Below are 24,315 nucleotides of genomic sequence, written 5' to 3' on the forward strand. Positions count from 1 at the left end.
TGCCTTTATCAGCTCATTCGTACTCATCACGGATAATGGTCAAACCTAAAGCTTTGTAGGCACTCAGCATATTATTAGATACTGTCGGTGCGGTTACTAGATAAGTCAGGGCATGAATAGACTCCACTAAATAAGGAGCAGCTGTATCTAATTTTTCTGCTGTCACTAATCCAACTACCTCAGCCGATCCAGCAATCATCGCTCGTTTGACGTGCGCTTCGTCTAGGTTAGGTACACTAATCCCAACTTCTGGATGCAAACTGCAAACCCCCAACATGCACAAATCTGCACGAATCATCCGTAATGTCTCAATTGTAACAGTACCGACGTTCACCAAGGCTTTTTTGTAGAGTTGTCCACCTAACATCACAACCTCTATATGCGGATGTTCTGCTAAGGCAACAGCGATTGGCGGACTATTTGTGATCACTGTTGCGTGCAAATCTAGAGGTAAATGACGGGTTACTTGGAGAGTTGTTGTACCTCCATCTAAAATCACCACCTGTCCTGTACAAACTAATTTTGCTGCTGTCCGAGCGATCGCTTCCTTTTCTTTTGGCGCTTGCTTTTGGCGATCGGCATAACTAGCGGTGGCTGGAGATTTAAGGAGCGCTCCCCCATGAACGCGTTGCAATAGTCCAGTTTCTGCCAGTTCTCGCAAGTCCCGCCGAATCGTATCCTCAGAAACCTTGAGAACAGCACTAAGTTCTGTTGAAAGTACCTTTTTATCACGACGCAGAATTTCTAAGATGAATTGTCGTCGTTCAGCAGTTAGCATAATTAATTTTCCTGAAATTGCGTTTTTGAGCTTGAAATTGCACGTTTGTGAGTTTATACTTATTTATAAGCAAGTTTTTGTACGGTAATCCGTAACTTCAATTAAATTCAAGCACATTCATGCACAATTGAATGTATTGATTTTGGCATTTGATGAAATCACACGGTTCCACAATGGTTCTGAGTGGTTAACTTGAGCTTGGATAATTGTTGCCCATCGGGGTTTTAACAATTTTTTTTGTAGTGCGATCGCGCGTTCCGTCTGTTCAAATTGCTTTTTATTCAATCAAGAAACCATGACTATTATGAATTCCCAATTTCCAATTGATCTCGGTGCTTACAAACCTTTAGCGCTCAATCCCGCAAATTCCAGCCTTACTGCTGAACAACGAGATACTCTCAAAGCGAATATTCAACTTTGCCGAGATGCGATCGTCTTTTTTACAGCGACTGGCGCTGCTAGCGGAGTCGGCGGTCATACTGGCGGCCCATACGATACAGTCCCAGAGGTAATGATCCTCGATGCCTTTTTCCGGGGAGCATCGGAGCAATTTGTGCCGATTTTCTTTGATGAAGCAGGACATCGAGTCGCCACCCAATATCTGATGGCAACATTGCATGGTGATTTACCTGCCGAGCAACTTTTACGTTATCGGCAGGCACATTCCAATTTACCGGGACACCCCGAACTAAAACTAACTCCTGGTGTAAAATTTAGTTCTGGACGCTTGGGACATATTTGGCCTTACATCAATGGTGTGGCAATGGCGAATCCAGGCAAGGCTGTTTTCTGTCTCGGTTCTGATGGATCGCAGCAAGAAGGCAATGATGCTGAAGCTGCTCGCTTGGCCGTTGCTCAACATCTCAACGTCAAGCTGCTTATTGATGACAATGATGTAACGATCGCTGGACATCCTTCTAAATATTTACCTGGTTTTAGTGTCGCCAAAACCTTAGAAGGGCATGGGTTGAAAGTACTTCAGGGAGACGGGGAAGACTTAGACGATTTATACCGTCGTATTTGCGAAGCTGTGAATACTCCCGGAGCGATCGCTCTGATCAATAAACGCCCGATGTGTCCTGGTATTGAAGGTTTAGAAGGTTCCATTCATGGCCATGATGTAATTCCTCTAGATTTAGCAGTTAAGTATCTAGAATCTCGCGGACAAACTGCGGCTGTCGAATACCTTAAAAGTATTGAGAAACCCAAACAAACATATACGTTTCTGGGTTCCAGTGACAAATGGGGCGCTAACCGTAGTGTGTTTGGTGAAGCCGTGGTGGGTGTCCTCAGTCGCATGAGTGAAGCGGAGCGTAAAGAAAAAGTCAAGGTCATTGATAGCGACCTAGAAGGCTCCTGCGGTTTGAAGATAATTCATGAAACATACCCAGAAATATTTATTTCCTCCGGCATTATGGAACGGAGCAACTTCTCTGCTATGGCCGGATTCGGGATGGACAAGGGCAAGCAAGGTATTTTTGCGACCTTCAGCGCCTTCTTAGAAATGTGTATCTCAGAAATCACGATGGCACGGCTGAACTATTCCAATGTTCTGTGTCATTTTTCCCATGCGGGTATAGATGACATGGCAGATAACAGCTGCCACTTTGGTTTGAACAATATGTTTGCCGACAATGGCTTGGATGATGGCTACCCAACACAGTTGTACTTTCCGGCAGATACTAATCAAATGACAGCTTGTGTAGAAGCTGTGTTCTTTGAGCCGGGACTGCGGTTTATTTTCTCCACCCGTTCCAAAGTGCCCAATATTCAGGACAGTAACGGCAATGACTTCTTTGGAAGTGGCTACAAATTTGTTCCTGGTAAAGATGAGGTTATACGAGAAGGGACGCAAGGCTACATTATCAGTTTTGGCGATGCTCTCTATCGTGCCGTTGATGCTGTAGAGCGTCTGAAGCAAGAAGGGTTAGACGTTGGTTTGATTAACAAAACAACTTTAAACACCATTGATGAAGAAATGATGACCAAAGTTGGTAACGCTCCTTTTGTGCTTGTAGTAGAACCTTTCAACCGTCGCACTGGCTTAGGTAGTCGTTTCGGCTCTTGGCTGCTAGAGCGGGGGTTGACTCCCAAATATGCCCATCTTGGAACTTATAAAGAAGGTTGCGGCGGTTTGTGGGAACAGTACCCATATCAAGGTATCGATCCAGTCGGCATCATCAACAAGGTAAAGGAGTTAGTTGGAAAAAAATAATTCATTGTATTAGGGCATAGCGCATAGCGAATGGGGCATTGGTTCGATTTCCCATGCCCCATGCCCCATTTCCTATTTTTATTTAGTTTTGGGTAAAGGTTGACCAAACTCAATGATTTGGGGTTCGGGAGCATTGGGGATTGTTGGAACTGGAAATTCCGATATTCCCAAAGGAGGAATGTTATTTAAATTATCAAGTTGATTTGGGAAAGAAGGAGGGGGAAGAATCGAAGCAGGTTGTTGAGAGGGAGAGGATGTATTTGGATTTAAAGGAGGTACGGTGACAAAAGGCTGCCCTGAGTTAGTAGTAGTTGAAGGCAGTTCATTGGATGGAGGCGGAGCTGTGAGTAAGGGCGATTGTGGATTAGTAGTTACGGGTAGGTTACTAGGCGGCTTTTGGAGTGTTTGAGGTTGTTTCTTGGCTGAAGGTGCGGACTTTGCTGGTTTTACGGCAGTAGTTTTAACGGCAGTAGTTTTACCAGAAATAACCGGACGTAACACCCAGCGAGTGGAGTTTTTTCGGGAAACGGGTTGCAGTTGTACCTGTTTAGGATTAAAAACAGTCCCTGCTGCTAAATCTAGGACAATGCGTGTATCCTTTGCGTTCAGTTGAGAAATGCGAATGCTTTTGATTGCTCCAGAATAATTTTGTTGCGTGGTAATTTTGCCCAACTTAGTATTCGGTAAATCTACAACTAGACGAGAGGGTTGTGCCAAGTAGAAATAATGAGGGGTTGTGCCTGCTGAGAGAGTGATTTCGAGTTGCTGTGTCTTGGGAGAAAAACGCCAATTATTTAGCTTTGCCCCTGGTGTAGCAGCAGTAGTGCTTTCGAGGGCGATCGCTGCATAAAAGCCTAATATACTGATGCTAAATAACTGCTTGCCCCATTGATAAAATTGCTTAGTCTTTAGTCCCCGATCCATTCTGTTTATTTGCTCCATAAAACTCATACAATGCGCTGACATTGCTGTTTACTTCGCGCTGACAATCCCGTAGACGCGATTAATGAGCCAGCGCGTTGCGGGGGTTTCCCCCGTTGTAGCGACTGGCGTCGCGTCTCTACCCACTCCCCATTCAATTAGCTTTTTGGGGCACAGCCGTAAATTTCAGAGTTTGTGGAATACCATTTACGGTTAATTGACCTGTCATATTAGCTTTATCCACAAGTTGCATTTGAATTGTGACTGAGTTCAGAGGATCGTTTTGGGGGCGAGGAATATTACAAAGGATTGATCTGCCTACTTTCCCAGATAAATTTAATTGTTGATTTCTGAAAATGCCTGCCAGAGAGTGCTTTTCATCAGTGTCGGCTTTAGCGTTTGCCGGTAATACAGAGGCATTTAAGTAAATACCTGACTGCTCAATGTTTAACGTCAGAGTATCTGATTTTTCACAATTAGGCAAATTCTCCGCTAGGGTTAGACGATAGCGACCGCTAATCGGAGGAGGAGCTTTGAGATTGTTTTCTCCGTAAGCACTGACAGTTTTAAACAACAGTAGTACTGAAATTATTGCTACTCCGTAAAAAGCTAAAGATTTGAAGTTGAAATGATTCATGTTCTTAACTCCTCAATGTTGGCTCTTGACTACTAACCTCAGTAAGTACGGAAGCCAGATGAGCGCTGACTTGGCTGTAGCGACGGGTAATCAGCAAGGAGGAAGAACATTGAATGGCTAGTTGATCTGTATATCTTCCCAAGGTTTGACGCTCGATACCCCAAGTGCGGCTAGTGCCAGCAATTGTCAAGTCTACATTTTTTGAGGCTTCGACTACAGTTTGGATTGCCTCTGGAGTTTGGACCATTTTGATTTCGATGCGATCGCGTACACTACTCGGTAATTGCTCCATCATCGTATTTAATTCGTAACTCAATTCATCCTTGAGCTGATTTTCGGGTACAACCTGCAAAACCTGTAATAGACAAGTCTCACGGTTAATTAGCAGTCTCAGAGCTATTATTAGCGCTAAATCATCATGAATATTTGCCGAATAAGGCACTAACAAGCTTTCTAATTGCTCGCTTCCCTTGTCCACAAACACTGCAACATCAACTGGCGCAGTAGTGAGCATTTGACCAACTCTTCCACCTAAGCGGTTGCTACTAAAAGCTGGGCGATGCCATCCTACAAGAATTAAATCAACTTGTTTGAGTGCGGCAATCTGTGCGGTTTCCCGTGCCACATTACTAGATATGCGAACGATCGGACGCACGTGAGTGCGTATTTCTACTGGCTCGAGAGTATTAATCAATTCTTCTAGCTGCTGCCGACGCTGGGCAATTAATCGGTCTGCTTCAACTGGCGTACTTTCAAAGGCATAATCTTCTTCAAATTCAATCAAGCTCAGAGGGTTAACAACGGCGGGATGTCGGGAGTTGAGAGCGATGCTTGCTGCCAACTGTAACAAGCCTTTTTGGGTACTCGGATTCGCCACTGGCACCAAAATTCGGTAGGGACGAATGTAAGTTTCGGCATCAGTAGCGTTTGTAGCTGTTTGTGCTTCTAACTCAGGTTCCACCACATCTAACCTGATCAGCTTTTTCGGATATGTCCATTCCAGTAGTGGCGAGGTCATGAAGGTAGTTACCAATGCCATAATTACCAACATGGTAAATATTAAGGGGGAAATTACCCCTAACTCTAGACCAATATTTAGGACTATCAGTTCGGTTAAACCGCGAGTATTCATTAACCAACCGAGTGCCGAGGCTTCCCGTTTACTAATGCCACTCACACGGGCCGCTACATAAGTACCAACATATTTACCTGCGATCGCTACTCCTAAAACCAATGCACACAAAAGCCACAATTCTGGACGGTTGAGCAAGCCTATCTGCGTTTTTAAGCCACTGTAGGCAAAAAATATGGGTAGCAAGAAAATTAGGACAAAATCTTCCGTTTTTACTGCCAATTCCCGCACTAAATCTTCATTTTTGGGCATGGCTGCTCCCAGCAAAAATGCTCCAAAAATTAAGTGAATCCCAATTAGTTCGGTGATTAGTGCCGACGCAACCACACCCATATAAATCCCAGCTAGCAGTAATTGGCTGAGTCGTCCCGCCCGCAGGTAATGTTTGGCAAGGCGTTGCAGGAACCAACGACCTGCTGTCAATATCAAGCCGATGTAGACGATACTGGCGATAATTGTGGGTATAGCACCAGCAAAGTCGCCAGTCCGAGCAACTGCGATCGCTACAGCCAAGAGACACCAAGCTGTAACATCATCCACTGCTGCACAAGTTAACGCCAAAGTTCCTAAACGCGTTCCTTGTAAATTGTTTTCAGTAATGATTCGCGCCAACACTGGAAAGGCAGTAATCGACATCGCCGCCCCTAAAAATAAAGCAAAGGCGGTGAATGATACACTTGCATTGGAAACTAGGGGATAAAGTAGCACCGCTAGCAATGTTCCTAGAGAAAACGGCACCAAAATGCTGACATGAGAAGTTAAAACTGCTACTTCTAATTGGCCGCCGAGGTATTTGGGATTTAGTTCTAGCCCAATCAGAAACATGAAAAATATTAGTCCCACCTGAGACAAAACATTCAGAAAAGGAAAAGTTTCTGGTGGAAACAAGGTAACTGCTATATGGGGAGCAACTAAACCAAATAAAGATGGGCCGAGCATAATCCCGGCGACAATCTCACCAATTACCAGAGGTTGCTTAATGGAACGGAATGCTAGCCCTACTAGCCGTGAAAGCCCAATAACAATCAGCACCTCAACCAGAACGAGAATAACTATGTGCATGGTTTCCTCAAAATTAACTATCTGGTTTTCCTAAGATAATTCTTTAAAAGAGTGGGAAATGTCAAGCTTGTTAAATATAACCAAGAGTAATTTGTGCTTCGTTGTTATATGAATTATTGTTAAGATGCAGCTGCAACCGTGAAACATCAATTCTGATGATTTTAGGATCTACATCTCGAATGACTTCCGAATTAACAATAGCAAGAAAACTAGTTAATCGGTAGTCAGTTTGTAGTAGTGCTTAAACACCACTACAAACAAATTAGCGGTTATATGGCAATCCTATTTAATTTGCTTTCCACTAAGTGGCTTAGATCCCCGATTTTTTTAAGAAGTCAGGGATATTTTTATTCATAAATTATTTGGAATTGCTATAACCGGAGTTAAAGCAGAGATTTTTAACCAATTACTAAGTAATTAATTTTATATTTAAATTTACTTAATTAGGAGATTTTTCATAGCTTGTACCGTGCAAGAAAAAGGCAATCAGTGGTGATGCCATCAGGGTAGTAATGACAGCCATAATAACCATGATAGTGAATAAAGTTGGGGTAATTATACCTTGTTCTAGACCAATGTTGAGGATGATTAACTCCATCAAACCACGAGCATTCATCAAAGCGCCGATAGTTGCAGATTCGCGCCAATTTTCCCCAGCTAATTTTGCAGCTAACATACAAGCAACACCTTTACCGAGAATTGCGATCGCAATAATTAACAGCGTCACTCCCCATAAAGTAGGTGTGTTTACCAAGCCAATTTGAGTGTTTAGTCCAGAGAAGACAAAAAATATTGGTAACAAAAAAGAAGTAGTTAAAAACTCCGTATATTGGCGAATTTGTTGGGTGAATTCTCCGCGTGGTGTTACTGCTCCCAACACAAAAGCACCGAATATTGCATAGATGCCTGTAACATCGGTAAACCATGCACAAAACATCAAAATTATCAACATTAAAGTTAGGGTTTGTCTGTTCACACCTGCATCGCGTTTTGTCATGCGTGTGAATAGTTTGAGTAGAGGTTGTCCGAGAAAAATTGCAAATAGCACATAGCAAATGCCACCACCAATTGCTAATATGGCAATACTCAAAGAATTTTTCACGCTAGCAAGTACAATCGCCAGCAAACACCAAGCAACTCCATCATCTACCGATGCTGCACCTAAAGCCAAAGTACCGAAGCGAGTTTGTGCAAGACCGCGTTCGTAAAGAATACGAGCTAACATCGGAAAAGCCGTAATTGTCATTGACGCACCTAGATACAAAGCGGCTGACCAAGGCATGACCTTTGGTTGAAAGAAATCGCCATTGTGATAAAACCAAAAAGACGCGATCGCTCCTAAAATAAAGGGAGTGATAATCCCAGCCGCAGATAGCAAACTTGCACTTTTGATATGATGTTTTAAGAGTTTGGTATTGAACTCTAAACCAATCAAAAACATATAAATTACTAACCCAATCTGGCTGATAGCATATAAAATCGACATCGATGGGTTGGGTATCTTCAGTCCTACAGCAGTAATAATAGGAAGCTTAGGAAATAGCCATTGCTGAAAATCTGGTGCAATCAATCCTAAAAGAGATGGCCCTAACAATACACCTGCAATCATTTCGCAAACAACATCGGTTTGACCAAGATAACGGCGTCCTAAAATCGTGACAATGCGACAAGTGGTTAAAATAACTGTAAGTTGCAGAAATAGCTGAATAACCAGATCAAAATTTGACATTGCACTTCCTTAATTTGCGTCTCTGCATTGAAGAATCTCCCTAGACTCTAAAGTTTGTCCTGTTTTACTCATATATGACTACTACATCAGCACAAATGCCAATTTTGTAAACATAAGATAGTTTTTCTTAATTTGATGAGATATAACAGGCAATGCGTTGCTTTGGTTTCCAAAGTCATCTTGTTCTTAGGAACGTACATAACTGTACGTCAATCCAACATATTGCATCCAAACTAAAACCGCCATACATGATTTTTTATGATTTGTTAATTTGCGATTTATAACCTTTTTTATCTATTTAAACCACAATCGACTGTAGGGACTTATATCTGTGCATTCCTACGGTTTAATTATCTGAAAATTACTGTAGTTTTTAATTAAATTAGTGTCGATAATTTGATATTTTACAACCACTCCCCACCCCGAAAACGCCAACGAAGGAAGATAATTCGCATCAGGCTTTGGGAACTAATAAAAACTGCTAGCCAAACGATGCTATAGTGCAATAAAAAAGCTCCTGGCGAAAGTTCTTCCTTCGCTAAAGGTATTGGTAAAAAGCCAAACAGTTTGACTCCACAGAAAACAAACACCAATTCCCATATACCAGCCAAGAGTTGATAAACTGCGGGCCAATCCCTATCCCAACGGGATTTTTGCAAATAGTCATAAAGTACATCCCAGCCTATGCCAAAGATGGCGACATAAGCAAGTATCCAAAAATAAACTGAGTTAGCACCAGGGCCAATCCAACCTATCGCAAAAGGCAAAGATACGAGTACGCCGACAGTTGCCAGTAATAATAATCGAGTTTGCCAGCGACCAAATAAAGTTGGTGTCATAGGAGTGCTGAGTTAAGAGTTAGGAGTAGAGACGCGATTAATCGCGTCTGTACAGGAGTTAGGAGTAATGAATAATATAGAGAAATTAGAGTTTTTATAGATAGATTTTGACTCGCTTAATTAAAAATTTAGGAAGATTGTGGTGCTTTTTCCGAGGGTTGCAAATACGATGATATTAGCTAGCCTCAAAGCACCAACACATCTATATTATTAGGATGGTTTAAGGTGATAATCAAATTTAGAATGGTAAGCTGCATTGGCAAAGTCCATTGAAGGTATGGCATCCCAATTAATTACATCTTCTAACAAAGCTTGATAACCTAGTGTATTGGGATGAAGTCCATCTTCACTCAAGCGTTTTAGCCGCCAACTTTCACCGCGTTTCATCCATTGCTCAAAAATATCCAAATAGGGAATCTGCCGTTTGGTGCAAGCAATTCGAGTTGCTTCTTTGTAGCGGTACTGGTCGGCATGATTATAGTAAAAACAATCTAAAAATGGCATTTTGGTTTCATCTACTGGCACCATGCCCACAAATAACACAGGACAGAGTTGCTGTGCTAAATCTAGCAGAGAGGCAATTTCCTTTTCAAATAAGGTAAAATCTGTGTAACTTCGACCATCGGGACGCGCTAACCGTGCTGAGTCATTCACCCCTACTGATAAAATAATCAAATCGGGAACACGATTTCGCAGTTCACCCCGGTGGCGAAATTCAACTTCCAGTCTTTGGGCTACTTGTTGCGTGCGATCGCCTCTTACCCCTAAATTATAAAGAATATGACCGGCACTATCCGGCAACATCCACCATCGCCGTAGTTGCTCAATCCAGCCTCCTTTTTCCGGGTCGCCGAATCCATAAATTAAGCTGTCCCCCAGTGCGACAATCTTCATAGGCTGAAAGTAATTTGGTGGTAAAGACCGCTGCATTGAGGAAGAAGCGAGAAATGTGTGCATTTAACGACTATATTTTATATCTTTACAAGATTCTATACATTTCTATACCATAGATGGCTATCTTTAGTGTTCAAGCATCTATAGAGTTTTACTTGTTGATATCAGTTGTAAGGTTAATATTGCCGCAGTTGAGCCTTTGTATGATGGGCTATGCCTATGCACTTTAACAATCAGCATGAAAATCGAATCGCAGAGGCAATGGGCGAAAATTTTATTTTTGGGATGTCAAGAATTCTGCTGGGCAATTCCACGGACATGATATACAGCAGAATTCAAGGGTCAGAATGGGCTATGCCCCCTGCACTAACAGAAGTAAAACAAGCTTTGTACGTTCAGACTAGCTTGTGTACTTCATCAACTTGAAATCTGCTGTAAGTCCTCATCTACAGACGCATAAGTAGTGTAGATAAATCAATCGCTAAAAGTAAACACTCACTTACCAATTAGTTTATCAAAAAAGTTGACACAAGTAGTTATACTGTAATATGATATATTACAAGAATAACGAGTTAAATTAAAAAGACTTCCTTGCTAGTACAGTGGAAATAAAATTACCATTTGCACGCAATTAGTTGATATTACGAGAAAAATTTTCAAAACTTCCTACTTAATACAAAATAACTTAACTAACGCTGCATAACTTATAAATATGGATTTTGACTATTTTAGAAGCAATGAAGGCACTCCTACAAATAATACTCGGCAAAGTTTACTTGCTTGTGGCTGGCGACCCTTTAACCGGGAATTAGACTGGGGGTTTTTGTGGCAACTGTTGTATAGTGACTCCCGCGAATTAACTCAAAAAAGTTTTAATTTAGCGAGTAATGTTGCTGATGTTTTAGGACGGAATAATTATGCTTGGTGGGCGAATTTATTAAGTGTTGTATCTGATAATACCCGCTACGAAGTTGAAAAATTTTGGAATTACATTACACCAGATCCTCAATCACCAGATCATCGCTACAAAGATGTTTTGAGTACGGAAACGCCCATCGTTCAATTTGTCAGTCGTAGTAGTATTCCTATTGATTATGTTCTGAATCGACTACAAGAAATTACTGTACTGCGAGTTTTAGGTGTGTTGGGTAATCCCGATATTATTACCCAGTATTACTCAGAAAGAGATTTTTATTTTCCCATAGATAGATTTGTTAGCTGGGAACGCTTAGACGTTATTAATACTGTTTACGCTTACTGGTCTCAGTATGACATTTGGTTGCAAATTGATCCCTATGATCGCGGGCGACGACAATATAGTTTAATGGCGAAAAATCTCGCGCCACTAATTAACAAAGCAACTTACGACTTAGCAGTGATGCTGAGTGGATATCAAAGTCGTGTAGGCAAAGTTCATAGTCAATTTAACATTCGGACATTTCCCGCAGATATCCAAAACTTTACTGATTCTGTACAGCAAGCAATTCTGAATCAAAACCAGTTAGCGGTTGTTGTACATGGGGAACCGGGTACTGGTAAAACAGTCTGGACACAGGCAGTAGCAAAAGAAATTCTTGTACCTTTAGGGTATGTAATTTTTATTTTAGATCATGATGCGATCGCTAATTTTGTCCCACCGACTTACATAGAGCGTATTTGTATCGTTATTAACGAAGCTGATAATCTAGCGCAAAATCGTGCTTCTGAGGTAGCGCAATACAATAACAAAACCGAACACATTCTGAGTTTGCTAGATGGCACTTTGTATCAGAGTGTAATTGATGACTCTGGTATTCAGATGCAGCAACGGTTAGTTGTCTTGATGACTTGCAACACTACCGAAAGATTAGATCCAGCCATGTTACGTAAGGGCAGGGTGGATTTAATATATGAGTTTACGCAACTATTTATTTGAATTGGGTAACTCGGTAGTCTTTTGAGGATAAGGGAGAATGGGCAATGCTGTATTTCTGCTTCAGCACTTTTACCAGAGTGTGGCCTGTTTTTGCGATACAAGCTGATGCTCTTTGCGCCAAGCTTGGGGAGGTAAACCGTGATGTTGGCGAAACTGGCGCGAGAAATGAGACACATCCTGATAGCCCAATGCTTTTGCTATCTTCTCGACTGTCTGATCGTTATTTTGGAGTAAAAAACGAGCTCCCGCCATCCGGCGTTTGACAATCCAGCAGTTTACAGTCTCTCCCGTCTGCTTTGCTACTCGGTTAGTTAAATAAGCAGGTGAGTAACCAACAGCAACAGCCACATCACACAAAGTAATTCCTTGATCGTAATGAGCTTCGATAAAGTCGAAAACTTCTTTTAATTGAGGAATGCAGGGAAAGATTGACAAATGAGGGATCATCGCTTCTCTACCAGAGGCTTCTCTACCAGAGGCTGACGCTCCTAACGTCGCTACCCCTTCCCTATCACCAACGCCAACGCCAACACCAACGGCAACACGTCCAGCGATCGCTGTAGTATTATCTGCAAATAGTGATTTTGCAGCTTTCTGGAATTGAATAGTGCACCAGTATTGGAGAGTAGCTTGCTTTTGCAAGCGAATAGCGATCGCTCTGAGCAATTCGTCTATTGTAGAGGGTTTGCTAAGATGGTCGTCTGCTCCCAATTCCATAGCTTTGCGAACATCTGCTCTGGTACTACTGCCAGTCAGAAAAATGAAAGGAATAATTGCTGTAACAGGAGCTTGGCGTAGCGTAGCTAAAACGCTATAACCATCCATATCAGGCATTGTGATATCGCAAATCACTAAGTCGGGTATATGCTCTTGTGCTTGTTGGATACCAGCAAGACCGTTGGCTGCACCTATCGTATCAAAACCTTTAGCCTCAAGACCCTTTAAATAAAGATTGCGGGTAACGTTATCATCTTCAATGACGAGAATTTTCTTTGACGATTCAGACATAATTTTCTATTAGCATAAGTTTTTGCAGAAGCTGCTTACTAGACTCTTTAGTGAGTATGTAAATAGGCATGAGATTAATTACTTCGTTCCGAGAGTTATGATTGTTAATTTGTTAATTAACAACTATTTCATTTCAACACTCATAACTCGGAACTGGTCAACTCTGATTTGATTAATGGCAACATCACAGTAAATGTAGTGCCCACATCAAGTTGACTTTCTACAGAGACTTGACCGTGATGTAAATCTACAAGGGTTTTAAGAATCGATAGTCCTAGTCCAGTACCAGGTATATGATCGATATTACTACCACGGTAAAATGGCTCAAATATACGTTGTTGATCTGCTAATGGAATACCGATACCCATATCTTGAACCTGGAAAATTACTTTCTCATTTTGGCAATATAATTTCAACTCAATTGCAATTTCTGAGGGAGAATACTTGATTGCATTATCGAGCAAATTATTCAAAATCGGCTCTAACAGTTTTTCATCTATGCAGGCTGTTAGGGACTTATCTTGACTTACAAAATTAATCTGAATTGGGCTAACACACATCTGCATTTGTGCAACTAAATCATTACAAAACTGAACTAACTCAAGCGGTTTTGGCTCAAAATTTATTTTTGCTGATTCTGCCTTAGAAAAGAACAAAATATCATCCAACATCTGGCTGAGTTGTTCGGTGGCTTTCTGAATGTGATCGAGTAATGGTTGTATTTTTTTCTGTGTGTGTTTGTCTACTTCTTCCTTTAGTAAGCTATTAGAAAATGAAATAATATTCAGCGGAGTCCGGAATTGATGGCAGACCATAGAAAGAAAACGCGCTCTAAGTTCGCTAAGTTGTTTTGCTTGTTCTAAAGCTTGGTTAAGACCTAATTCCGCATATTTGTAATCGGTAATATCGATACCTGCAATCAATTCGACTGGTTTTCCCCCAAAATCCAGCACTCCATCTAGCATGGCAACCGCACAAGCTAGCCAGCGCTCCGTGCCGTTTTTTGTCAGAATATTCATCTCCTGATATTCAAAGTCACCTGCTTCACCCTGGTTGCCTACCTGCCTACGTTTTTTGCTTTTAATCAGTCGGTGCAGTCCAAAGTCTGTTAGCAGTTCCTCTTTTGTGTAGCCAGTGAGTTTCTCCACTGCTGGATTTATGTAGCAAAGTCGCGTGCCTTGAATCAGAAAAGTGCTGGCATCTGTGGTTTCTGCTAAAGTCCGAAATCTAGCTGCGTTCAGCCGTAATGCTTCTTCAGTCCGTTTCGATTCAGTAATTTCCCAAATACTCCACACTCTCCCAATAATTTTGCCCTCAAGCCACTGAGGTTTTGAGTAATGTGCAAAAACTCTTCCATCTTTCAACTCCAGAATGTCGTAGCTCTCAAAATCAGATTGGCTAGACACTTCCCAAATCATCCGACTAAAGGTTTGTGGGTCTTTAAGTTGGTTCTCAAAAAAGGCTTTGCATCGAGGACATTTCTTGGATAATATTAGGGACTCCGGGATCTGCCACATCTCCACAAATTTCTGATTAAAGCTCAGAATATCTCCCTCAAAGTTAACTGCAACAACACCAATGGCAGTAGATTCGAGAGTAGAACGAAGTAAAGATATGGATGTTTCTAGTTCTACTTCTCTTGCCTTGAGTTGAGAAAATTCCTGCTGCAAATTGTCTTTAGCATTCCTTAATTCACCAGTCCACTTTTGCAGGCTCAGTTCTACTATTTCACCAGTTTTATCACGAGCAAAAACACAGCCAAATTCCATATCTTGGTGTTTGACATAGCTCATGGATATTTCTACCAAAAATATCCGACCTCCTTTTGTCTGGTAGCGAGATTTAAAGGTAAGGGAACCTTGTGAGCTAATATCTGACCAATTATGTAGAGAAAAGTCTACATCTATATCATGCAGCCTCATAGAAAGTAATTCCTCACGGGAATACTCAGTCATCAGGCAAGTGGCATCGTTGACGTAAAGAAACTGTGCGTTTACTCCTAAACAGAAGGCCGCATCTACAGCTTGATTTATCAGCAAGTGAGCAAACTTCATCTCTATTTCTGGTTGTAGTGCCCATTGATTGCTTGATCTAGCTAGTGTATATTCGCCAGAATTCATATTCCTACTTCCTGCTGGTAATCAATCAGCACCATAGCCATTAATGAGTTAAAAATCATAACTTACTAAAATCTTTGGTGCACTCTTCGGCTGTTAAAAAAATTCCTTAGTATGTTAAAAAATTAACATTTATCTTAACAAAAATTATCATACCAGTAAAATGTGAATTATTGAACCAAATTTTTATAAAAAAACTAAATTTTTAAAAAACTTTACTATTGACTTAAACAGCTTTTTACGGCTACACAAAATTTAGACAAATCAAATCCAGATTAGTCAATAAACCTTATTAGATAAGAGTTAAAAACTCTTAATCTATAAGTAGAAAAAATATTTTAAATTTGAATTAGTCCTGCACCAGAACTAACTAAATAGTTCATCAACCTAAAATTAACCAGTTGCTTGAGTAGAGGCAATTCATGAATTGCCCCTATTTGTCTGGTTAATTGAGATAGTAGTTAGATTTACGCCGTGCTGTACTAGTGTAGATTCGTTTGATTTTCAACATAAAGGCGATGTGCAGTGCTAGTCCTGGCTTAAATGAACAAATTTCACCGATCAACTTATTTACTTAATTTATCTTAACTTACTCTTTCATATATCTAACTATAGAAAAACATGCTTAGTCATCTGTCGTGGGAAGTACAAATGTATCGCAAAAACACGTATGAGTTTACGTATAGCATTGTGTTTGTTTATAACAAAACAAACACTGGATCTTATACTAAGCATATATTGCTGGATTTTATGTCATATAAAACATATTTTATAAAATAATTACGTATTGAATGCTTAGTCATCTCTCAAAAGAAATATAAAAAGTTAAAAAATAATGTCTTTATCGTTACAAATAATTGACTCAAAGAGTTTTTGGTAGCAATATAAATACCGCTAAATTGGCTGATGCTTTAATTCGGATGAAAAGTTAGTTGTGTAAGTCCTAAAGCAAAATAATTGACAACCAGATCAAAAGATTTTCTATTGTAAATTTGGTAATGTGCCGATTCTGCGATCGCAGAATATCAATCTTTCAGAATGACTAAGTTGGAAATGTCATAATCACGCTCAAAGCGAAAGAATTGACACCCTCATCAAAAGATTTTTCATTGCAAATAGATTTTTATCATAGTAATTATCATTAAGCTAAGAATTTCCCCAGGCGGTTAAATAAGTAAATGGGTGCAATTAAAGGTAACTATGTAAACCTTTGTAAAGATTATGAGAAGTGCTTGAGTCAAGCTTAGTTGCTCGTTTACATACCTTTAGATGATTTGGTTTATTCCCGCCAACCTACTTAAGCACTGCAATCATCACAGTAGAAGCGAAAAATTTGACACCCCCATCAAAAGATTTTTGATTGCCCAACGGTCTTTATCTCCTTTATTCTGATGATTAAGAAGTGCATCCTAGATTGCTGTATGCTTTTCAAAAGTTTTTGGTAGTGTGCTCACAACCATGAATCAGCAGCGATTAACCGTTTCTACTACCGACCAAGCTTGGTCATAGCTGTAAAAGCAACAGAGTTGTTTGTGTTAGATATTGCCACCGCTACGATTGTAAACTAAAAAACCTTTGTGTAACTTTCTGTAATTACGTGAAACCAATGAGTCAAAACTATACTGGTTCAAATCCTCTCATCACCACTGAGCCATACAAGGAACTTCCAGCAAACAGCTATGTAGAATCTATGTCTGACTCCCGTCAGCTTGATGAATCGGAAAAGAATGGGGGAATTCAGGCTTTTTTAAATGATGAAACAGCCCCAACGCTCTCAGTTGCTGATGCGATCGCTCAGATGTTGGAAAATTTGGGAGTGGGTTACGCTTTTGGTGTCGCCGGTGGTGCAATGGCCAGCCTTTGGGGTGCGCTATCAAATAGCAGCATAGAAGTGTTGAACTTCCGCCATGAAGCCGGAGCAGCATTTGCCGCCACCGAAGCATACTTTGCCAATAATCGCCCTACTGTAGTTTTTACCACAGCAGGACCGGGGATCACTAACGCCCTGACCGGGTTATTTGCGGCTCGTGGTGAAGGTGCAAAGGTAATTTTGCTGTCAGCTTGCACCTCAGCACCGCAGCGTGGACGTTGGGCTATTCAAGAAACCAGCACTTATACCTTGCCCAGTGGGGGAATTTTTACCTCAGGAGCGCTATTCAACTATGCAATCACTATTGAATCTGCATCTCAACTACCACAGATTTTCCGCAAACTTGCTTTAGCTTTGGCGCAACCAGGCGGATTCGTTGCCCATTTGAGTATTCCCACGGCAGTGCAGACAAGTTTAGTTGAGGATATAGCTTTACCTCAATTAGATGTTTCTCCGTTTGGGATGACTGCTTCAAAACAAGCGATCGCTAAATCTGTAGAGTTATTATCATCTGGCCCCTTTGCCATCTGGGTTGGTTTCGGTGCGCGTGACGCAGCAGAGGAAATCCTTGAACTCGCAGAGAAAACCGGAGCAGCCGTCATGTGTTCACCCCGTGGTAAAGGTATCTTCCCCGAAGATCATCCCCAATTTGTGGGTGTTACAGGTTTAGGTGGTCATGCTTCCGTATTGACATATATGGAAGAACAACCTCCATTACGCACACTTGTATTAGGAACCCGCCTTGGTGAACCGACTTCCTTCTGGAGTTCGGCGCTGGTTCCAAAAGCAGGCTTTGTCCATGTCGATATTGACCCAGAAGTGCCAGGTGTAGCCTATCCACACGTGGAAACTTTCGGGGTTCGGTCTGACATCAAAGCTTTTGTGCAAGAGTTGTTGCAGCAGTTACCAGATGCTTCTCGTTCCACAATTTCCCTACCTCGCCCAGAACACAAAGAAATTGAACCTGCTCCAGACGTAGATTATCCAGTGCGGCCAGAAGTATTGATGGCAGCAATTCAAAAGATAATTGTCGAGGGTAGCGATGCGGTAGTCATGGCGGAGTGTGGTAACTCGTTTACTTGGTCAACACATCTACTGCAATTTTCCCAAGCCAATCGTTACCGAGTCAGCACCGGAGTCGGCGCAATGGGTCACGCCGTCACTGGAGTGTTGGGTGCAGCAGTGGCGAACAATGGCAAGGCTGTAGCGATTGTCGGCGATGGGGCAATGCTGATGAATAACGAAATCAGCACAGCCGTGAAATACAAAATTCCCGCGATTTGGATTGTACTTAACGATGCGCGTTACAACATGTGCCATCAAGGGATGAAAATCTTGGGATTAAAGGGTGCAGACGCAACACTTCCACCAACAAACTTTGCGATGATTGCTCGTGGGATGGGAGCAGAAGCGATCGTAGTCGTTAGAGAGTCAGATATTGAAGCCGCATTAGAACAAGCGATCGCATCAACTGTTCCCTTTCTGATTGATGTAGTGATTGACGCCGATCGACCAGCACCTTCTGGTGGACGTAATAAAAGTTTGGCAGCCCAAGGAATTAAATCAACTCCCGCGAAAAATGCAGTTAAGCAAGTTTCATTTCCAATGATTTGATTTAAAAAGCTTGCAATCTCATTCAATTCTTATAGACACTAAGACACTCCAAGAAGGCGGAATTTACAACGCAGTTTGGATGAGTCCATTCAGCAAAACATAAAGGATGAATTTAGAAGCGGCAAAAACTTTATTCCAGGCAACAACTACGCCCACAGAGCTGGAATGTTTTATTTTTGAAGATTACTCTTTTCTAACTTCATCTTATCTTAATATTCAAGAGTGTTTTTGTGTCTATATCTTGACATTTTGTAATGATCATTACTTTCTCTAAACAATTCCAACCAATATCGAGAGGTGAAAATGCTGCTATTTGAAACTGTTAGAGAAATGGGTCACGAACAAGTTCTCTTCTGTCATGGTAAAAATCCCGAAATTAAGGCAATTATTGCTATCCATGACACGACCTTGGGCCCAGCGATGGGAGCTACAAGACTTATGCCTTATGTCAACGAAGAAGCTGCTTTAAAAGATGCACTGCGTCTGAGTCGTGGAATGACATATAAAGCAGCCTGTGCGAACATTCCGGCTGGTGGGGGAAAAGCAGTCATTATTGCTAATCCTGAAAATAAAACAGACGATCTGTTGAGAGCCTACGGACGTTTTGTTAATAGCTTGAATGGACGTTTTATTACCGGACAAGATGTCAATATTACTCCTGACGATGTGCGGACAATTAGTCAAGAAACAAAATATGTTGTTGGAGTATCAGAAAAGTCCGGTGGACCTGCTCCGATAACATCACTAGGCGTCTTTCTGGGAATTAAAGCTGCTGTAGAATCTCGCTGGCAGAGTAAAAGACTTGATGGCATGAAAGTTGCAGTTCAAGGCTTAGGAAATGTAGGTAAAAATCTCTGTCGGCATCTACATGAGCATGATGTCCAGCTTTTTGTTAGCGATGTAGATCCAGCAAAAGCGGAAGAGGTAAAACGGCTTTTTGGCGCAACTGTTGTAGAACCAACCGAAATTTACTCACTTGATGTAGATATCTTTGCTCCTTGCGCGTTAGGAGGAATTCTTAATAGTCATACAATTCCTTTCCTGCAAGCAAAAATTATTGCTGGTGCAGCTAATAATCAATTGGACAATGAGCAATTACATAGTCAGATGCTTGCCAAAAAAGGGATTCTTTACAGCCCTGATTATGTAATTAATGCCGGAGGGCTAATCAATGTTTACAACGAAATGATTGGTTATGACGAAGAAAAAGCTTTCAAGCAAGTGCATAACATTTATGACACCCTATTAGCAATTTTTGATATTGCTAAACAGCAGGGAGTTAGTACCAACGATGCTGCCAGACGATTAGCAGAAGACCGAATCAACAATAGTAAGCGAACCAAGACTAAAGCGATCGCAGCCTAATTTTTATTATCTTCAGGAGTGAACAGTGGAAAAAAATACCTTTGCTACATCAGCTTATATTGCAACTTCACCAGAGAGCGCCTTTGACTACCTTTGTAGTTTAAAGAATTTAGATGAATGGACGCTTTACAGCCGGATGAAAGAGCAAATTGACGAAGATACCTGGCTGGGAACTGCATCAGGTTATCATAAAAATCTTTACTATCACGTTAAAAAACTAGAAAATCCACTTTTCTACGGTATTGAGTGGCACTGTGGATTAGAGTATCAGAAATATTTTCAAGTTTACCCTGTTTTGCTGTTTCCCACCGACTACATCGAGCCAGGAACAGATGAAAAAGGTGTATATTTTCACTGGTTGAGCTTTGTCGATCCCAAACGGCAGACTCAGATGATTATGCAGGGAATTCACACAGTACACACTTCCGAGTGTCGTTCTCTCAAAGGTAATTTGGAACGCAAAGCTGGTCTAACCGCAGCAGCAAAAGGAAGCCACTTTATCGATACAGACACCATCTATGTTGATGCCCCAATTGAAATCGGCATTGAATACTTGAAAGACTTAAAAAACGTAGACGAGTGGGCGCATTTACTACGACCAAATGGTGAGATTACCTCTGATTCCGGTGAATTCAAAGATGAATATGATCAAAAAGTAAAAGTGTCTGTGCGAGTTCATAGTCTGAGTAAATACTACTTACTTGAACAAGAACACTTTTATCCAGACTACGAATATTATCAGCGTTCTGTAGCTTTACTTATTCCAACCGCTTATGCTTTCGCTGACCCAGAAGCCTCTGGTTTTATCCTGCATCGAATTACATTCTGGAAAACAGATGGAACTGTTAGCCACGGCAAACTTCAAATTGAAGACTTTGGTGCTGAGAGCATGAACATTAAACGTTTACTCGAAGCCAAAGCTGGCAACCTCAAATCATTTGACCGAGGAATGAGCTATCTACCAAAAACTCCAGAATCACTAGTTACCAACTAAAATCTCGGCGTTACTCTGCGCTTCCCTCAGCGTTCTCTGCGTTTAAAATTCACCCCTCAATTCCCCACGATTACCTGTATTGCAACACATGAAACTCAAGCCACTTACTATTACTATCCTCACTTTTTGTGTTGCCGCTTTTTCGGGAATGAAAGCTGCGTCAGCCGCATCCTTTTCAGTAATCGCCGACGGTCTATATAATGCGGGTGGTCTGAGCTTTGGCCCTGATGGCGATCTCTATGTTACAGAAGCAGGAATCGGGGGAAGTGGCGCTTGTGTTCCACCACCAAGCGGTCAAGGCGATTCTTTATGCTACGGCACAAGTGGGGCAGTTACCAAAATTGAGAATGGTAAAACCGAGCGGATACTTACAGGACTTCCTTCTATAGCATTACCAGATGGTACTGGAGGCACAGGCGCTCGTGACATCCAATTTGATGCTAAAGGTAAACCTTATGTTCTGATTGGGTATGGGGCTAATCCAGCGTTTCGCGATCGCAATTTGGGTAACACTGACCTCGGTAAAATCATTGCTCCCGACTTTAAGACCAATTCCTGGACAAGTGTTGCTGATTTAGCTAACTATGAACTCGCCAACAATCCCGATGGTAGTGATGTAGATAGCAATCCCTTGGGTTTCGTAATAGATGGCACTAATCTGGTTGCGGTTGATGCAGGTGCGAACGACTTACTCCGTGTTAATACTGGTGGTAGTAACTTGCAAGCTATTACTACCTTTCCCCAAGATATATTAACTAATCCCATCTTTCCACCTTCTGATACCCCATCCAATGAACCGGCACAGGTGCCATCTCAAGGTGAAGCGGTGCGATCGCAGTTTGCAACTCAAGCAGTACCCTCAAGTGTGGCAAAAGGCCCTGATGGCGCTTATTACGTCAGCCAATTTACTGGTTTTCCCTTCCCAGAAGGTGGCGCAAAAATCTATCGAGTCGGTGCTGATGGCAAGCCAACAGTCTTCGCTGATGGTTTTACCCAACTCACAGACTTGCAATTTGATTCTGCGGGCAATTTATATGCTTTGCAGTACGCCAATCAGTCAGCTTGGAAGGGTAATTTTGATGGTTCTGTAATCAAAATAGCTACCGATGGCACACGCACAACTCTTCTGAGTGGCAATGGATTAGAGTCGCCTAGCGCCCTAACTATTGGTGCTGATGGTGCAGTATACGTCACAAACCGAGGCGATCGCCCAGGACTTGGACAAGTTCTCAGAATTGAAAATATCAAGTCTGTCCCTGAACCTGATTCTGCTTTAGGTGTGTTAGCGATCGGTGCATTGGGCGTTGCTTGGTTGCACAAGAAGAGAGCTACCCAACCACTCATAGATAGAGTTGTGGCGCTCAAATAAAGAGTTTCAAACCAATATCAGTAAACCAAAAAGTTTTTTATAAGCCAAGACAAGTGGACATTTCAGTTAATGCAGGGATACCACAAAACAACCGATTAGTGAGCATTTCAGTTGATGCTACTAGCAACATACAGGTGATAGCTGTTCAACAAATGCTTTTTACCTGCTTTCTTATAATGCCTGGAACTCTTATTTTTACGTTGGTTTTTAAAAATTCGTGGTTTACTGAATATCAGTGCCTCTCAAAAAGGGCATTTATCCTGCATTCCTTAAAGACTGAGATTCGTTGTCTTTAAAGCCATAAAAGTTTCCAATTATTTAACTCTCAATCACCAAAGGTATGAAACTCAAATCATTTGCTCTTACATCTCTTACATTTTGTTTTACCGCTATTTGTGGAACACTATCTGCACAAGCTGCAACACTAACGACAATAGTCGATGGAGTCAGTAATGCACGGGGTGTTAGCTTTGGTCCTGACGGCAGTCTCTACGTAGCAGAGCCAGGTATCGGCGGAAACGGAAATTGCCAACCATCTCCGAGTACGCTGTTTCAGCCTATCTGTGCTGGTAACACTAGTTCACTCGTCAAAGTTTCACCAAACGGCACCAAACAGCGTCTACTTAATAACTTTGAGTCTCTAGCAGAACAACCTACAGGCAATCAAGGGGCTGGTATTGAAGACGTGCAATTCGACTCTAAAGGGAATGCTTATCTTCTGACTGGGTATGCTGGTTATCCAGGAAACCGCGATCTAGAAACATTTAAACTAGGTACTCAATCCCCTATCCCACAAAATCAACTTGGTAGTTTTCCGCCATCAACAGCCGATAAAGTACTGAATAGCCCGCTTTTAGCACAACTGTACAAAGTTGACTTGAAGACGGGAGCTCTCAACAGTATTTTTGACTTTGCCAAGTATGAAATCACCAAAAATCCAGACAAAGGGGATGTAGTTACCAATCCCTATGACCTGACTATTAATGGGGATAGTGCTTATGTGGTTGATGGGGGTGGGAACGCTGCTTACAAAATTAAACTTGACGGAAGTAAGTCCGAGGCGATCGCAATTCCTAAAAACGTCATTAGTGACTCCGACTTGCCACCAGGATTACAATTACCTCCTGGGCTATTAGAGCAGCTTCCAGGAGGAAAAACAGCAATTCAATCAGTACCCACAGGTGGCACAATTGGCCCCGATGGAGCTTTATACGTTGGTGAATATACGGGTTTTCCTTATCCAGCAGGTAAATCACGGATTTTCCGCATTGGCAAAGATATGAAACCAGAAGTTTTTCTAGATGGGTTTACGCACATCACAGACCTAACCTTTGATAAGAAAGGCGATTTGCTGGTTTTACAATTCAGCGACAAGTCCCAGTTAGGGGGTGACATCACAGACCTACCCGGTTCTCTGATCCAAGTTGCTCCTGATGGCACTCGCACAACACTCGTTGCAGCCGGTCAAGGGCTAGATTCGGCTGATGGAATTGCTATTGGCCCTGACGGTAAGATTTATATTACCAATCAGGGTGTTGGCAAAGGACGAGGGGAAGTTGTTCGGGTGGATGGTCTCGTTACACAAACAATCCCCGAACCTGGTTCAATAGTTGGCTTATTAGCACTTGCTGGTGTAGGCGCAACTGGTGCGATCGCCAAGCGCAAACGCTCAGAAAAGTTGGATGAAGAGTTCCTAGCTAAAGCAGAGACTGTCTAATTCCTCTTTACCTAGTATCACGTAAAGCTTGCAAAATAGGCTGCTGCCTCATAGAGAAAGTTGCATTTCCAACAAGAGGCAGCAGCCCAAATTTCAGAGTTCCCGAACTGGGACTGGGAACAAAATTAGTCTAGGAAAG

17 protein-coding genes are annotated in these 24,315 nt (G+C 41.7%); 7 read left to right on the forward strand and 10 right to left on the reverse strand.

The window, feature by feature from the left end; genetic code table 11:
- Positions 1-13: 13 nt before the first annotated feature.
- Entirely contained in the window at positions 14-778 is a 765-nt protein-coding gene (locus tag NLP_RS09765; RefSeq protein WP_104906232.1) for a DeoR/GlpR family DNA-binding transcription regulator, read from the reverse strand.
- A gap of 117 nt (positions 779-895) precedes the next feature.
- Positions 896-1,063, reverse strand: coding sequence for a hypothetical protein (locus NLP_RS32970; RefSeq protein ID WP_158680326.1), 168 nt, complete (start codon positions 1,061-1,063; stop codon positions 896-898).
- Positions 1,064-1,073: 10 nt separating this feature from the next.
- Here NLP_RS32970 and NLP_RS09770 point away from each other — a divergent pair, with 10 nt between their 5' ends.
- Positions 1,074-2,993 (forward strand): transketolase C-terminal domain-containing protein, encoded by a 1,920-nt coding sequence (locus NLP_RS09770; protein WP_104906233.1) that lies wholly within the window; start codon positions 1,074-1,076, stop codon positions 2,991-2,993.
- A gap of 78 nt (positions 2,994-3,071) precedes the next feature.
- On the opposite strand, the gene NLP_RS09775 is transcribed toward NLP_RS09770, so the two are convergent.
- The 6 genes from NLP_RS09775 to NLP_RS09800 all read right to left on the reverse strand — a co-directional run bounded on the left by NLP_RS09775 (position 3,072) and on the right by NLP_RS09800 (position 10,270).
- On the reverse strand, positions 3,072-3,917 hold the full coding sequence (locus NLP_RS09775) for an AMIN domain-containing protein (protein WP_104906234.1): 846 nt from the start codon (positions 3,915-3,917) through the stop codon (positions 3,072-3,074).
- Positions 3,918-4,068: 151 nt separating this feature from the next.
- Complete coding sequence (locus tag NLP_RS09780; protein ID WP_104906235.1) at positions 4,069-4,551, reverse strand: hypothetical protein; 483 nt, start codon at positions 4,549-4,551, stop codon at positions 4,069-4,071.
- A gap of 4 nt (positions 4,552-4,555) precedes the next feature.
- Positions 4,556-6,745: a cation:proton antiporter gene (locus NLP_RS09785; protein WP_104906236.1), complete on the reverse strand. Its 2,190-nt coding sequence runs from the start codon at positions 6,743-6,745 to the stop codon at positions 4,556-4,558.
- A 439-nt stretch (positions 6,746-7,184) separates the two neighbouring features.
- Complete coding sequence (locus NLP_RS09790; RefSeq protein ID WP_104906237.1) at positions 7,185-8,474, reverse strand: cation:proton antiporter; 1,290 nt, start codon at positions 8,472-8,474, stop codon at positions 7,185-7,187.
- A gap of 404 nt (positions 8,475-8,878) precedes the next feature.
- Positions 8,879-9,313, reverse strand: a complete 435-nt coding sequence (locus tag NLP_RS09795) for a hypothetical protein (RefSeq protein WP_104906238.1) — start codon at positions 9,311-9,313, stop codon at positions 8,879-8,881.
- A 210-nt stretch (positions 9,314-9,523) separates the two neighbouring features.
- Positions 9,524-10,270, reverse strand: coding sequence for a GDSL-type esterase/lipase family protein (locus NLP_RS09800; RefSeq protein WP_199784791.1), 747 nt, complete (start codon positions 10,268-10,270; stop codon positions 9,524-9,526).
- 649 nt (positions 10,271-10,919) lie between these two features.
- Between NLP_RS09800 and NLP_RS09810 the strand changes: the two genes are divergently transcribed.
- A complete protein-coding gene (locus tag NLP_RS09810) occupies positions 10,920-12,122 on the forward strand; it encodes an AAA family ATPase (RefSeq protein WP_104906241.1) in 1,203 nt (400 codons plus the stop codon).
- Positions 12,123-12,191: 69 nt separating this feature from the next.
- On the opposite strand, the gene NLP_RS09815 is transcribed toward NLP_RS09810, so the two are convergent.
- Both NLP_RS09815 and NLP_RS09820 read right to left on the reverse strand, forming a co-directional pair.
- Complete coding sequence (locus tag NLP_RS09815; RefSeq protein ID WP_104906242.1) at positions 12,192-13,130, reverse strand: response regulator transcription factor; 939 nt, start codon at positions 13,128-13,130, stop codon at positions 12,192-12,194.
- A 140-nt stretch (positions 13,131-13,270) separates the two neighbouring features.
- Positions 13,271-15,250, reverse strand: coding sequence for a scytonemin biosynthesis sensor histidine kinase (locus NLP_RS09820; protein WP_104906243.1), 1,980 nt, complete (start codon positions 15,248-15,250; stop codon positions 13,271-13,273).
- A gap of 1,603 nt (positions 15,251-16,853) precedes the next feature.
- Between NLP_RS09820 and scyA the strand changes: the two genes are divergently transcribed.
- From scyA to NLP_RS09845, 5 genes are all read left to right on the forward strand, one after another.
- On the forward strand, positions 16,854-18,731 hold the full coding sequence (scyA, locus tag NLP_RS09825) for a scytonemin biosynthesis protein ScyA (RefSeq protein WP_104906244.1): 1,878 nt from the start codon (positions 16,854-16,856) through the stop codon (positions 18,729-18,731).
- 303 nt (positions 18,732-19,034) lie between these two features.
- Positions 19,035-20,096, forward strand: coding sequence for a tryptophan dehydrogenase ScyB (gene scyB / locus NLP_RS09830; protein WP_104906245.1), 1,062 nt, complete (start codon positions 19,035-19,037; stop codon positions 20,094-20,096).
- Between the two features lie 25 nt (positions 20,097-20,121).
- The gene (gene scyC / locus NLP_RS09835) at positions 20,122-21,090 is read left to right on the forward strand and encodes a scytonemin biosynthesis cyclase/decarboxylase ScyC (protein ID WP_104906246.1); all 969 of its coding nucleotides are present in this window, start codon (positions 20,122-20,124) and stop codon (positions 21,088-21,090) included.
- Between the two features lie 88 nt (positions 21,091-21,178).
- Positions 21,179-22,459, forward strand: a complete 1,281-nt coding sequence (locus NLP_RS09840) for a ScyD/ScyE family protein (RefSeq protein ID WP_104906247.1) — start codon at positions 21,179-21,181, stop codon at positions 22,457-22,459.
- Positions 22,460-22,799: 340 nt separating this feature from the next.
- Positions 22,800-24,176 (forward strand): ScyD/ScyE family protein, encoded by a 1,377-nt coding sequence (locus NLP_RS09845; RefSeq protein ID WP_104906248.1) that lies wholly within the window; start codon positions 22,800-22,802, stop codon positions 24,174-24,176.
- The last annotated feature ends 139 nt before the right edge of the window (positions 24,177-24,315 follow it).

This window comes from Nostoc sp. 'Lobaria pulmonaria (5183) cyanobiont', from assembly GCF_002949795.1.
Taxonomy (GTDB): Bacteria; Cyanobacteriota; Cyanobacteriia; order Cyanobacteriales; family Nostocaceae; genus Nostoc.